The following is a 14,190-nucleotide window of genomic DNA, read 5'->3' as shown; positions in this document are numbered from 1 at the left end:
ATGAAAGGACCTTTATTTTACTCAAAAATATTACTCTTTGGAGAATACGGAATCATTCGCGACTCTAAAGGACTTTCTATTCCTTATAATTTTTATAATGGGGCACTAAAGAAAGATGAAAATCCTTCTGCAGAAGCAATTGCCTCAAATGCAAGTTTAAAACGCTATACCATTTATCTGGAAAACTTACAAACAGAACAGCCTGATCTGGTTGCTTTTGATATTGCTTCCCTAAAAAGTGATGTGGAAACCGGAATGTATTTTGACTCCAGTATTCCGCAGGGATATGGTGTTGGAAGCAGCGGAGCCCTGGTTGCAGCGATTTACGATAAATATGCTACTCACAAGATTACGGTTCTGGAAAACCTTACCCGTGAAAAACTGTTACAGCTAAAAAATATATTTGGGCAAATGGAGAGTTTTTTCCATGGTAAAAGTTCTGGTCTGGATCCGTTGAACAGTTATTTGAGCATTCCGATTTTAATTAATTCTAAAGATAATATTGAGGCAACCGGTATCCCTACTCAAAGTTTTGATGGAAAAGGTGCTGTATTTTTATTAGACTCCGGAATTGTGGGTGAAACCGCTCCGATGGTCAATATTTTTATGGAAAATCTGAAAGACAAAGGTTTCCGTGCAATGCTGAAAAACCAATTTGTTAAATATACAGACGCTTGTGTAGAAAACTTTTTACACGGCGACATGAAATCGTTGTTTACCAATACTAAAAAGCTTTCTAAAGTGGTTTTAAATAATTTCAAACCCATGATTCCGGAGCAGTTTCACGGAATCTGGCAAAACGGAATTGACACCAATGATTATTATTTAAAACTTTGTGGTTCTGGCGGTGGCGGTTATATTTTAGGTTTTACTCAAGATTTAGAGCGTGCTAAAGTTTCTTTAAAAGATTATAAATTAGAAGTCGTTTACCAATTCTAATTTAAAAAATTTTTCTAAAACTTTAAATCCGTATGTTAAGCAGGCAGCACAAACTTTTAGTCATGAAAATTGTCAGTCTGTTCTCTGTGGTAAGAGGTTACAACATTCCGATTATTATTTTAGCACAATATTTATCAGCTATTTTTATACTGGCACCCGAAAAAAGAGCACTTGATATTTTACTGGATTTTTATTTGTTTCTGATTGTATTTGCTTCAGCCATTACAATAGCTTCAGGATATATCATTAATAATTTTTATGACAGTCAGAAGGATTTAATCAACAGACCGAATAAATCAATGCTGGACAGATTAGTTAGTCAGAAAACAAAACTATCCGTTTATTTCACTTTGAATTTTATTGCGGTTTTGATGGCGCTGATTGTTTCCTGGCGTGCTTTTTTATTTTTTTCAGCCTATATTTTTCTGATTTGGTTTTATTCTCATAAAATAAAAAGATATGCAATTGTTGGAAATCTGACAGCTGCTTTTTTGGCTGTTTTGCCTTTTTTTGCCATTTTATTATATTTTTTCTACCACCAGATTTCATTTGATGAAATAGAAAACCACAGAAGTCATTTTGCTGTGATTTCTGCCCATGCTATGTTTTTGTTTTTATTGCTTTTGATTCGCGAAATGATCAAAGATCTGGAGAATTTAAAAGGTGATTTGGCCAATGATTACCATACAATTCCGATTCTTTTTAACGAAATAGTTTCTAAACAAATTATTACTGGTTTGACGTTTTTAACGGTGCTTCCGGTTTATGTACTAATTGATGTTTATGATGTTGGATACATGGATGTTTATTTCTATGTGTGCTTTGCAGCAATGATTTTTTTTCTGCTTTATTTATGGAAGTCAAATTCCAAAGAACAATATTTGCTGCTCCATAATGTTTTGAAATTTTTGATTGTTTCGGGTGTATTTTGCATTGTGCTTATTAATCCAAGTGTTTTGTGGCACGGTAAGCAATTGATTTCTAATTTTTAGGGTTTAATTTACCAAAGATTCCCAAAGAATTATAAAAATTTGTGTAGGTATGTGTTCACTTTTAGAAACTTTGTGTAATAATTAATCTTTAAAAAGAGCCAATTGCCTGACTATAGCCCCGATTGAAGAGGAAATCCTTTTATTTTTTTCTTTAAAAAATAAAAGATTGGGAACGGAAAGCGGGAACCATGTCTGAAAAAAGCCTGATGTGATGCTTCAAATCAATCTAATGTTTAAAGCTATCAATCTAAGGACATTGAACTTAAGATTATTAGCAGGAAAAAACTATCTTTGCACAAATTACAGAATTTATGAATAATAAGGAAGGCAATAATAAAAGAGGCGGATCGAGACCAAATAGCTCAAGATCAAACTCCAGCAAGCCAAAACCTCCTATGGCAAAGCGTGCGCAAGGGCCAAAAAAAGCGAACCCTGCTGTTAAGGCTGCGGAAGAAGAAAAAGCCGCTAAATTGAAAAAACAGAATCAGGCTCCGAAAAGACAAAAAGCAGCTGACGAAATTCGTCTGAACAAATATATCTCTAATTCAGGTGTTTGTTCGCGTCGTGATGCTGATATATACATTCAGTCAGGAAATGTTAAAGTTAATGGTGTTCCTGTTACTGAAATGGGTTATTTGGTAAAATTGAATGATGTGGTAAACTTTGACGGTGTTGTTTTGACTCCTGAAAAGAAGGAATATATCTTGCTGAATAAACCTAAAAATTTTACTACTGCTCTTGATGAAGGTCAGGAATACCGAAATGTTCTTGAATTAGTTCGTGGTTCTACTACGGCTAAAATCGCTCCTATTGGAAGAATGGACAAAAATACAACTGGTTTATTGTTGTTTACCAATGATACAGACATGATTCGTAAGTTTACTTTACCGAGTCAGAAATCGTCTAAAATTTATCAGGTTTCACTGGATAAAAATTTAAAATTTGAAGATTTAGAAAAAATCAGCAAAGGTTTAGTTTTAGATGGACACAGAGTTTTTGTTGAAGAAATCAGCTATATTGATAAGGAGCCAAAGAGCGAAGTGGGTCTTAAATTACGTTCCTCTAATGTAAAAGTGGTTCGTGCTATTTTCGAAAATTTTGATTATGATGTTTTAAGGATTGACCGTGTATCATTTGCTGGTTTAACCAAAAAGAACCTGCCAAGAGGTAACTGGCGTTTTCTGACAGATCAGGAAATCATCAATTTGAAAAACATGTAAGAAGCAATTCAGCAGTATAAAAAATCCTATTTTACAACAAGTGAAATAGGATTTTTTTACGCGTAGTTTCTTCTAAAAACTAAAATGTTGCCTTTTGCTTTTCTAAAAAATTATGTGATTGCAGTTCTAATAAGTCTGTTGCATTTTTTCGCTGTAAACTGTATAAACTTTTATCTTCGGCAATATCTGCATACACTTTATCGTGCATCGAGGCGCTGGTTTTTAACAATAAATCACGCTGGTATTTATTTTGTTCCAAAGTAGCTTTCATTGCGGTCTCGGCTTCTTCCTGTTTAATATCGAATTCTCCTTTTGGAGCAAGCAATTTGGCAATGATTGGAGAGGTTTCAATGGCTAAAAACAGTAACATGATGAAAAACGACGGAAGCCAAGGCAGTTTATTCAGGGCATTTATTCGCGCCATTAATCCATCAAAACCTTCAATGATGGGTTGTGTTTGTAATACTTTTTTATCTAAATCGGCTTGTAATTGTTTGCCTGTTTTTTCTTTCTCTGCAATTTTGGCTTCGTTAGAGGTTTTTAAAGCTGTCAACTCTTGTAAAGACGCATCGTGCTTTTCACGTTTTTCTTTATATACCGGACCTTTTCCCAGTTTTTTTGTTCCGGAAGTGCCTTCGGCTTCTGTGATATAAGTAGAATATAAAGCGTTTACTTCTTTTTCTTTTTTGAGGATATCAGCTTTTAAAGCGGCAATTTCTGCCTTGTTTTTATCTAAATCCGATTTGAAATAATTGCCAACCTGTTTTTTATTGGCTAGTTCCATTTCGTTTTTTTCCTTTAGCAAAACGGTATTGATTTCTTTTTCGAAAATTTTGATTTCTAATGGTTTTGAAATTACAATTGCAATGATTACCGCCAGTACGATTCTGGGAGTCGCCTGAAGGAATTCATCCATCAAACGATCTCTCTTTTTAATGGTGGAGACAATAAAACGGTCGAGATTAAAAATAAGCAAACTCCATACAAACCCAAAAATTAAGGCAGGATAAATAGAATCAAATACAGTAAAAAGCGCATAAGCACTGGCCAGAAAAGCCATAACTGCAGTAAAAAAAACGGTGGCACCAATACCAACATATTTGGTTTGTTCGCCTTCTGAGCAATCTTTCAGAAGATTACGGTCTGCTCCTGAACACAGGATAAAAAATTGTTTTAACATGATTGATGATTTTTGATTAATGATGATAAGGCAAATTTAACGCCAAAAATTTAATTGGAAGCTAAATAGTTGATTTGTTTTTACTTGTGAATCAATTATTTGGTGTTTTTTAATTGTTTTAAGTCCATAGTAATTAGTAATAAGTGATTAGTGATTAGTTTTTTGTTTATCGAATAAGAAAGAAAATTCATTTAGCTATCTAAATTCAGGTCTTTATAAAAACTACAATGTTATTCGTGAATAACTCACACATTAAACTAATCACTAATTACTCAATGGACCTGCTATTTCAATGTTACATAAACATTACTATTTTTTGCTTTGAAACACTCAATCATAACAGTATATTAATTTTTTTCACAGGTTTTAATAATATTAAGGTTATAGTTTCGCACCAAAATCAAACCAAAATCACAATGAAAAATTTATATGTGGCTGCAATGCTATTTTTATTAACGCTGACGGGCTATGCCCAAAAAGCAATCATATCAGGAAAGGTCTTAGACGCTGATGACAAACTGCCTCTGCCTGGAGCTATGATTCAAATTCTAGGTGAAAACAAATACACTGTATCCGACTATAACGGACGGTTTGAATTGCTTAATATTAATGTTGGAACGTATCAGGTAACAGTAAAATATATTGGATATACAGCCACTACTCAGGAAATCACAGTCGAACAGGGTAAAAACAACGTAATCGATTTTGCACTTAAAACTTCTGGAACAGAATTGAATGAGGTGGTAGTGGGAGACATCTTAAAAGGTCAGGCAAAAGCACTGAACCAGCAAAAAAACAGCAAAAATATAGGAAACGTAATTTCATCAGATCAGGTAGGCCGTTTTCCGGATGCCAATGTGGGAGATGCATTAAAACGTGTTCCGGGTATCACCATGCAAAATGATCAGGGGGAAGCGCGTAATATCATCATTAGAGGTTTGGCTCCTTCCTTAAACTCTGTAACCTTGAATGGTGACCGAATTCCGTCTGCAGAAGGGGACAACCGAAATGTACAGATGGATTTGATTCCTTCAGATATGATTTCGACTATCGAAGTAAATAAAACATTGACATCTGACATGGATGCTGATGCGATTGGAGGTTCTGTAAATTTAGTAACAAGAGCAACTCCAAATGGAGAAAGAATCTCAGCAACATTAGCAGGGGGGTATCTTCCAATTCGCGAAAAAGCTTCTTATACAGCAGGACTGGTTTATGGTAATCGTTTCTTAGACAACAAACTGGGAGCTGTTTTCAGCGGATCGTACAATAATGTAGATTATGGATCAGACAACATCGAAAACGAATGGGTAAAAGACGATTTTGGGAATGAGTTTTTACAGGCATCTCAGGTTAGAAAATACGATGTACAACGTATTCGACGAAGCGGATCTATTGCTTTGGATTATAAATTTAATGAAAACAACAGCATTTTTGCCAATGCAATCTACAACTGGAGAGATGACAGGGAAAACCGTTTCAGAACTACTTATGATAATATTGAGCCAATTTACAATGGAGAAGAAATCATTGGCTTTGAAGGACGTGTAAGACGCCAGACAAAAGGTGGAGCTGATAACGACCGAAACAAAAACAGAAGACTAGAAGATCAGCGTGTTCAAAATTATTCCATACGAGGAGAACACTTAATCAATTCGAAATTAGATTTAGACTGGTCTGCCAACTATGCAAAAGCCAGAGAATATCGCCCGGAGGAACGTTATATAGAGTACCGTCAGAAAGGTCTGGATATGTTTCAGGATTTATCTGATCCAAGATTTCCGCTGCTGACAACAGAGGGAGAATCTACGGATAAATTTAAATTTGATTCGGTTACAGAAAACACAGATGAAACAAGCGAAAGCGAATTTGGTGCAAAAGTCAATATCCGTTTTCCTTTCTCTGTAATTGCAGGTGAAAAAGGAAGATTGAGAACAGGTCTTAGACTTCGTTTGAAAGAAAAAGAAAGAAACAACAATTTCTACGCTTACGAACCAATAAACGACGGAATGGAATTATTATCTGAAGTTCCATCCAGCTATTTTGATGGAAAAAATTTTAATCCGGGAAGTAAATATGTGCCAGGAACTTTTGCCTCGGCTAATTTCTTAGGAAGTTTAGATCTTAATAATGCTTCATTGTTTGATAAGGAAGCAGATCCGGCTGAATATTTAGCTGTTAACTATAATGCAAAAGAAAGAATTACTGCTGCTTATGTAAGATGGGATCAGGATTTTAATGATAAACTTTCAATGGTTTTAGGTTTCCGTGTTGAAAACACACACATCGATTATACAGGAAATCGCGTTTTAGATGAAGAAGAATTAGAAAGCCAGATCAACACGACAAATTCTTATACTAATTTATTACCAAGTATTTCATTTCAATATAACGCTACAAAAGACTTGATTTTAAGAGCAGCAGCAACTACAGCATTAGCAAGACCAAACTATTATGCATTGGCACCTTATGTAAACAATATTGCGGCTGATAAAGAAATTACGGCTGGTAATCCGGATCTTGATGTAACCTATTCATACAATTATGATTTCATGGTTGAGAATTATTTCAAATCGGTTGGATTAATTTCCGGAGGTGTTTTCTACAAAAAATTAAATGATTTTATTTACAACTACAGTGATAATCAATATACAGATTCAAAATTTGCGGCAGATTTCCCAACTCAGGTGAATCCAATTCCTGCAGGTGAAAACTGGTCATTTTTACAATCAAGAAACGGAGACCACGTTGATGTTTATGGTTTTGAAGTAGCAATACAACGTCAATTGGACTTTTTACCGGGTGCATTTCTTAAAGGTTTTGGTATTTATCTGAATTATACTTATACGAAATCTAAAGCAAAAGGAATTGCTGATGAAGATGGAAATGAAAGAAACAACATCAGTCTTCCTGGAACTGCGCCTCATATGTTCAACGGATCATTGTCATGGGAGAACAAACGTTTCTCTGCCAGAATTTCAACAAACTTCACATCTGATTATTTAGATGAACTGGGATCTGAATCGTATAATGACAGTTTTTATGACAAACAGTTTTTTCTGGATGCGAATGCTTCTTATAAAATCACGCCAAAACTTCGCTTTTTTGCTGAAGCTAACAACTTAACAAACCAGCCATTGCGATACTATCAGGGAATTGAAGCACATACCAAACAAGCCGAATATTATCAGGCTCGTTACAATTTCGGACTGAAATTAGACTTGTAAAACCTGTTTTTAAAATTACTAAATTAGACAGGGTTTAACGACTCTGTCTAATTGCTTTCTAAATAAAATGATATAATGAAAAATAAATCTATACTTGCTTTTTTACTTTTAAGTGCTTTATTTACAGCCTGTAAAGATGATAAATTAGCTCCGGTTGCACCAAATGCCGTAAAACCTACGGCAGTTACCGAAGTTCTTCCTCATGATACTGACGATCCGTCAATATGGATTCACCCAACGGATGCTTCTAAAAGTATTATTGTGGGCACCGATAAAGATACCGATGGAGGTTTGTATGCATTTGATTTAAACGGAAAAATTCTAAAAAAGTCAATTCCTCTAAAACGTCCAAATAATGTTGATATCGCTTACGGTTTGATTATTGACGGAAAAAAAGTAGACGTTGCCGTGACGACAGAACGTGAAGAAAATAGAATCAGAATTTTTAGTTTACCTGATTTAGAACCTATCGATAATGGCGGAATTTCGGTTTTTGAAGGTGAGGAGTTGCGCGATCCAATGGGAGTTGCTTTATACACTCGCCCAAGTGATCAGAAAATTTTTGCCATTGTAGGACGAAAAACAGGTCCATCCGGAAATTATTTATGGCAGTATGAACTTTCTGGAAAAGGAAAATTTGCTATAGCAAAAGTCGTTCGCAAATTTGGAACTTACAGCGGAAAGAAAGAAATCGAAGCGATTGCAGTTGATAATGAATTAGGAGCAATTTACTACTGTGACGAACAAGTTGGAATCAGAAAATACAAAGCAGATCCGGCTTTAAACGATAATAAAGAACTGGCTTTCTTTGGTCAGAAAGATTTCAAAGCAGATCACGAAGGAATTGCCATCTACAAAAAAACAGCTTCAACAGGATATATTTTGGTATCAAACCAACAGGCAAATACTTTTATGGTGTATCCAAGGGAAGGTGTTAACGGAAACCCAAACAGCTATCAATTACTGGCAGAAGTACCAGTCTCTACAATCGAATGTGATGGTGCCGATGTTACCAGCGTAAACTTAGGGGTAAAATACAAAAACGGTCTTTTTGTAGCCATGAGCAACGGAATGACTTTTCATTACTACACCTGGGATTTAATCCAAAAACGTATTGACGAAGCAAAAAAATAAATTTTCAGTGTTGTTTTCAGTCGCAGCACAGTGTTGAGTGTTTATTTTATTTTTTAGCTGCGATTGGAAACCAAATAAAAAAGCTGTTCGTTATGAACAGCTTTTTTTAGTTTGAATTAATTGCCTTTTATTCTGTAATAGGTGCGCCTGCTAAAATTTCAGCATTGGCAAACTCTTCAAATTTGGCAAAATTAGCTTTGAATTTCAGAGCCAATTCTAATGCCCTTTTATCATATAACGCAGGATCTTCCCAAGTATTTCTTGGATTTAAAATTTCACTTGGTACATTCGGGCAAGATTGTGGTTTTGCAATTCCAAATACTGAGTGGTCTTTGTACTCAACGTGATCTAGCTCTCCCTTTAGAGCTGCCGTAATCATGGCACGGGTATATTTTAGTTTCATGCGGCTTCCTGTTCCGTAAGCTCCGCCTGTCCATCCGGTATTAATCAGCCAGACTTTTACATTGGCATCTTTCATTTTTTTGCTTAACATTTCAGCATATTTTGTTGGATGCAAAGGCATGAATGGTGCTCCGAAACATGCAGAAAAATTAGGTTGTGGTTCTGTAACCCCGGCTTCAGTTCCGGCAACTTTTGCGGTATATCCGGAAATAAAATGGTACGCCGCCTGCCCCGGAGTCAGTTTTGAGATAGGAGGCAAAATTCCGAAAGAATCTGCTGTCAGAAAAAATATATTTTTAGGGTTATGCCCTATAGATCCCGGCTGAATATTATCGATATGGTTTATTGGGTAACTCACTCGCGTATTTTGAGTAATGGAAACATCTTCATAATCGACTTCATTGGTACCTGCTTTAAAAACGACATTTTCTAAAAGCGCCCCTTTTTTGATAGCCCTGAAAATATCCGGTTCATTTTCTTCAGATAAGTTGATTACTTTTGCATAACACCCCCCTTCAAAATTAAAAACAGTGTTTTCACTGGTCCATCCGTGTTCATCATCACCAATTAATTTACGTTCAGGATCAGCAGACAAAGTAGTTTTTCCTGTTCCTGATAATCCGAAGAAAATAGCTGTATCTCCAGCTTCTCCAACATTAGCACTGCAGTGCATTGGTAAGGTATTTTCGAAAACAGGTAAAATGAAGTTAAGAGCAGAGAAAATCCCTTTTTTCATTTCTCCTGTATAACCTGTACCGCCAATTAAGGCTACTTTTTTAGTAAAGTCCAGAATAGCAAAGTTTGACTGGCGTGTTCCGTCTACGGCAGGATCTGCCATAAAACCTGGTGCACAGATTACGGTCCAGTCAGGAGTAAAGTTTGCCAGTTCAGATTCTTCAGGACGAAGAAACATATTATAACAAAACAAATTTGACCAGGCCGTTTCGGTTACAACACGAACATTTAACCTGTAATTGGCATCAGAACAAACATATGAGTCCCGTACAAAAAGCTCTTTATTAGATAAAAACTGCGTTACCTTATTATATAGTTTTTCGAAAGCTTCTGATGAAAACGGAATATTTACATTTCCCCACCAAACCTTATCTTCTGTTACAGCATCTTTTACAATAAAACGGTCCTGCGGAGAACGACCTGTAAATTCGCCTGTATTTATTGCCAAGGCACCTGTAGAAGCTTCAACACCCTGACCCGACTGTAAAGTAATCTCATGCAATTCTTCTGCGGATAGTTGATAGTGAGCTTTGGCATTAGTGATTCCTAAATTAGTAAGCGAAATCGATTTCGGGAAAAGTGTATTCGTTTCCATAAATTTTTGTTGTGTTATAATTTACTTTAAATGTCAATTTAAAAATTGCCATGTATCTCAGTTTTTTTGTGATTTTATTAAACCATCCTTTTAAATAGTGTAAAAAAATCACAGCAATTAAGTTACGTGTTACATATACAACAAAATTAAGTATTAAATCTTAGATAGAATTTATTTTAATCAATTTTATGATTTTTTCTTAAAAAAAGCAGTCAAAAGGACCAACCATGCGAAGATTAATAAGAATCCGCCAATAGGAGTTACGAATCCTATAATTTTAAAGTCAATAGTGGTTACATTCTTGGTAGTCAGTAAAAAAATCGATCCTGAAAATAAAAGTACTCCTCCCAAGACTAAATTATAGATCACTTTTAATGTTTTCAAAGACAGCTCTTTTCTGGATGCGACAAAAAACAGAAAGAAAGCATGATACATTTGGTAGCGAACTCCTGTTTCAAAACTGGTCAGCTGCTCAGGGCTTAAAACCGCCTTTAATGCATGGGCACCAAAAGCTCCAAAAATGATCGACAACATTCCAAAAACAGCTGCTGTAATAATTATTTTTCTATCCATTTTATTCGTGTTTAATATCACAAAAATAGTCTTAATTCAAACAAACAAAAAACATTTCAAATACACTTTTCAAAAAAACTGGTTTACTTTACTTTCGGGTAATACAAAATTTCACAGGATATAAATTGTTATTTTTACAACAATTTACTATGTTTGTGTTATATATGTAAAAATATGAGGCAAATTTTAATCATGGGAGCAGGAAGATCCGCATCATCTTTGATACGGTATTTGCTTTCAAAATCAGAAAGTGAAAGTCTGCATATTGTTGTAGCCGATCTGTCTTTGGCTCTGGCCGAAAAAAAAGTCAACAAACATCCTAATGCGACTCCAATTGCCCTTAATATTTTTGATACTGATGAAAGAAAAGCCATCATAGAAAAGGCTTCAATCGTCATTTCGATGCTGCCGGCCTCTTTACATATTGAAGTTGCAAAAGATTGTCTGGAGCTGGAAAAACATCTCGTAACGGCTTCCTATATAAGTGATGCCATGCAGGAATTGGATGAGGAAGCCAGAAAAAGAAATCTGATTTTTATGAATGAAATTGGTCTTGATCCCGGAATCGATCATATGAGTGCCATGAAAGTTATTGATGAAATCAGGTCAAAAGGTGGCAAGATGCTTCTTTTTGAATCGTTTTGTGGCGGTTTGGTAGCTCCGGAATCAGATGATAATTTGTGGAATTACAAATTTACCTGGGCACCCAGAAATGTTGTATTGGCAGGTCAGGGCGGTGCAGCAAAATTTATTCAGGAAGGCACATACAAATATATTCCTTACGGAAGTCTATTTCGCCGAACAGAGTTTCTGGAAGTAGAGGGCTACGGTAAATTTGAAGCCTATTCCAACCGTGATTCGCTTAAATATCGCTCGATTTATGGTTTAGATGACATCTTGACCTTGTACAGAGGAACAATTAGAAGAGTCGGTTTTTCAAAAGCATGGAATATGTTTGTACAATTAGGCATGACAGACGACAGCTACATCATGGAGGATTCTGAAAACATGAGTTACCGCCAGTTTACGAACTCTTTTTTACCTTATCACCCAACGGATTCTGTCGAAATAAAAATGCGATTGATTTTAAAAATCGATCAGGACGATATTATGTGGGACAAGCTTTTAGAACTCGATTTATTTAATCCGAACAAAAAAGTGAATTTGCCTGATGCAACTCCCGCACAGATTTTAGAAAGAATACTTAGTGACAGCTGGACGCTGCAACCAGAAGACAAGGATATGATTGTGATGTATCATAAATTTGGTTACGAACTGAACGGTGAGAAAAGGCAAATCGACTCAAAAATGGTTTGCATTGGCGAAGATCAGATGTATACCGCAATGGCAAAAACGGTTGGATTACCGGTGGCTATTGCGACTTTATTAATTTTGAATGGAAAAATTACAACTCCGGGTGTACAGCTTCCAATCAATAAAGAGGTGTATTTGCCTATTTTAGAAGAATTAGAAAGTTATGGTGTTGTTTTTTACGAACAAAATATGCCTTATTTTGGATATAATCCGGACTTGTTTTAACGGATTTATTTTTAGTTTTTGAATTTTTTTAATATCCGCTTCTGAGTTTTAGAAGCGGATTTTTTAATTTATTCCTGTGGCTGAATCGTTATTGGCATGGTATAAAGTACGCGAACAGGTTTTCCGTTTTCTGAACCCGGAATCCATTTTGGTGAAAGTTTGATCACACGAATAGCTTCATCTGCCAGCCCATATCCCAAATCTTTTACTACTTTAAAATCGGTTAGGGAACCATCTTTTTCTACCATAAAAGTAATCTTCATCATTCCTTCTGCCTTGTTTTTATCTGCCTCGGCGGGTGTTTTAAAGTTCATTCCTACCATTTTATAAAACTCATTCATTCCACCGGGAAATTCAGGCTGTTTTATTTTAGTATCAATTTTTTCTGATTCGGGAGTATTAATACTTTCCTGAGCAGCCGTTTTGGTACTAAAGACAAACAATAATAAACTGAAAATTACAGCGACTGAAAACACTTTTAAAGCTATTTTAACCGGAGATTCCTTTTTAGTCATCATAAGAAAACGTTTTTTGGTTAATAAATAATTAATGTTACTCGCTAATGCAACACTGGTTTTATTTGAAGCAATATCAAGCAATAAATTCTGGTAAGCTGTAACCGAATTAAACTCAATGTTTACTGCTTCATCTGCCAGAAATTCATGATTGAGTTTAATTGCTTTTTTATACAAAACAATAAACGGATTAAACCAAAATACAATTTGTAAAAGTTCTACAAACACAATATCAAAACTATGTTTTTGTGCTAAATGTGCTTCTTCATGTGCTATTAATTCTGATGGGATTTCACCGTTTTCATAGGCGATTGTATAAACAAAAATGGTATTCCAAAATGAATGCGGCAAAATCGGGTCATCAATTAAAACTACTTTTTTACCATTGATAATTTGTCTTTTATTCTTTTTTGATCTGAGGTATAAAGTGTAAAGGTTCAAAATAAATCGAAAGCTTAAAACCAGCGCAACCGTAATATAAGTTAAACCTAAAACAAAAAGTAGGATTTCATAAACATTTATTTTGTCCTGAATGGCGGTATTTGTTTGCACAACAATTTCCTCTAATTGAATTGTAATCAAAGATTTATTACTATTAAATAGCGGTTTAAACGAAAGCAACTGTAACGGAATTAAAAAGCTAAAAATTAAGCTCATCAATAAATAAGCTCTGTTGAAACGGAACATTTTTTCGTTCTCTAACCACAATTTATATACTGCATAAAAAAGCAAAAGCAGTAATCCTGATTTTAAAAGATAGGTTGTCATTTTTTCTTTTTTTGAATTTGACTATCGATTATTTTTTTGAGTTCTTCCAGTTCCGAAGCTGACAAATTGGTTTCGGTGGTAAAGAAAGAAGCAAATTGCGAAGCCGAATTATTAAAGAAATTGCTAATTAGCCCTTTTACATGTTTGGAGAAATAATCTGTCTTTTTGACCAGCGGATAATATTCCCTTGAATTCCCAAATTCGTTGTAAGCTACAAACTTCTTGTCAATCATACGTTTTAAAAGTGTGGCAACGGTGGTTGTGGCAGGTTTTGGCTCCGGGTAAGCTTCAAGTAAATCTTTCATAAAAGCTTTTTCAAGCTTCCAGAGATGCTCCATTAATTGTTCTTCTGAGTTTGATAGTTGCATGTT

At 35.1% G+C, this 14,190-nt stretch carries 11 protein-coding genes; 6 read left to right on the top strand and 5 right to left on the bottom strand.

Features of this window, described 5'->3' with window-relative positions; translation table 11 throughout:
• The 3 genes from DMB65_RS06645 (at position 1) to DMB65_RS06635 (ending at position 3,151) form a co-directional block, all read left to right on the top strand.
• Complete coding sequence (locus tag DMB65_RS06645; protein WP_110305868.1) at positions 1–939, top strand: mevalonate kinase family protein; 939 nt, start codon at positions 1–3, stop codon at positions 937–939.
• Between the two features lie 32 nt (positions 940–971).
• A complete protein-coding gene (locus DMB65_RS06640) occupies positions 972–1,931 on the top strand; it encodes a geranylgeranylglycerol-phosphate geranylgeranyltransferase (RefSeq protein ID WP_110305867.1) in 960 nt (319 codons plus the stop codon).
• 311 nt (positions 1,932–2,242) lie between these two features.
• Positions 2,243–3,151, top strand: a complete 909-nt coding sequence (locus tag DMB65_RS06635) for a pseudouridine synthase (RefSeq protein WP_110305866.1) — start codon at positions 2,243–2,245, stop codon at positions 3,149–3,151.
• Positions 3,152–3,230: 79 nt separating this feature from the next.
• Here the strand turns inward: DMB65_RS06635 and DMB65_RS06630 are convergent, their stop codons facing one another.
• Positions 3,231–4,331, bottom strand: a complete 1,101-nt coding sequence (locus DMB65_RS06630; protein ID WP_110305865.1) for a DUF4407 domain-containing protein — start codon at positions 4,329–4,331, stop codon at positions 3,231–3,233.
• Positions 4,332–4,747: 416 nt separating this feature from the next.
• Here DMB65_RS06630 and DMB65_RS06625 point away from each other — a divergent pair, with 416 nt between their 5' ends.
• Both DMB65_RS06625 and DMB65_RS06620 read left to right on the top strand, forming a co-directional pair.
• Positions 4,748–7,558, top strand: a complete 2,811-nt coding sequence (locus DMB65_RS06625; protein WP_110305864.1) for a TonB-dependent receptor — start codon at positions 4,748–4,750, stop codon at positions 7,556–7,558.
• Between the two features lie 75 nt (positions 7,559–7,633).
• The gene (locus DMB65_RS06620; RefSeq protein ID WP_110305863.1) at positions 7,634–8,692 is read left to right on the top strand and encodes a phytase; all 1,059 of its coding nucleotides are present in this window, start codon (positions 7,634–7,636) and stop codon (positions 8,690–8,692) included.
• Positions 8,693–8,819: 127 nt separating this feature from the next.
• Here the strand turns inward: DMB65_RS06620 and pckA are convergent, their stop codons facing one another.
• Positions 8,820–10,424, bottom strand: a complete 1,605-nt coding sequence (gene pckA, locus DMB65_RS06615; protein ID WP_110305862.1) for a phosphoenolpyruvate carboxykinase (ATP) — start codon at positions 10,422–10,424, stop codon at positions 8,820–8,822.
• 186 nt (positions 10,425–10,610) lie between these two features.
• A complete protein-coding gene (locus DMB65_RS06610; protein WP_110305861.1) occupies positions 10,611–10,997 on the bottom strand; it encodes a DUF423 domain-containing protein in 387 nt (128 codons plus the stop codon).
• Between the two features lie 174 nt (positions 10,998–11,171).
• On the opposite strand from DMB65_RS06610, the gene DMB65_RS06605 reads away from it, so the two are divergent.
• Complete coding sequence (locus tag DMB65_RS06605; RefSeq protein ID WP_110305860.1) at positions 11,172–12,536, top strand: saccharopine dehydrogenase family protein; 1,365 nt, start codon at positions 11,172–11,174, stop codon at positions 12,534–12,536.
• 68 nt (positions 12,537–12,604) lie between these two features.
• Here DMB65_RS06605 and DMB65_RS06600 read toward each other — a convergent pair whose 3' ends face one another.
• Positions 12,605–13,819: a M56 family metallopeptidase gene (locus DMB65_RS06600; protein ID WP_230470617.1), complete on the bottom strand. Its 1,215-nt coding sequence runs from the start codon at positions 13,817–13,819 to the stop codon at positions 12,605–12,607.
• The gene (locus DMB65_RS06595) at positions 13,816–14,187 is read right to left on the bottom strand and encodes a BlaI/MecI/CopY family transcriptional regulator (protein ID WP_110305859.1); all 372 of its coding nucleotides are present in this window, start codon (positions 14,185–14,187) and stop codon (positions 13,816–13,818) included. The genes DMB65_RS06600 and DMB65_RS06595 overlap by 4 nt, the downstream gene beginning before the upstream one ends.
• Positions 14,188–14,190: the final 3 nt, after the last annotated feature.

The organism is Flavobacterium cheongpyeongense (assembly GCF_003202435.1).
In the GTDB taxonomy this organism is placed as follows: Bacteria; Bacteroidota; Bacteroidia; order Flavobacteriales; family Flavobacteriaceae; genus Flavobacterium; species Flavobacterium cheongpyeongense.
Note: the sequence above shows the minus strand (reverse complement) of the source record. Positions and strands in the feature narration are given on the sequence as shown.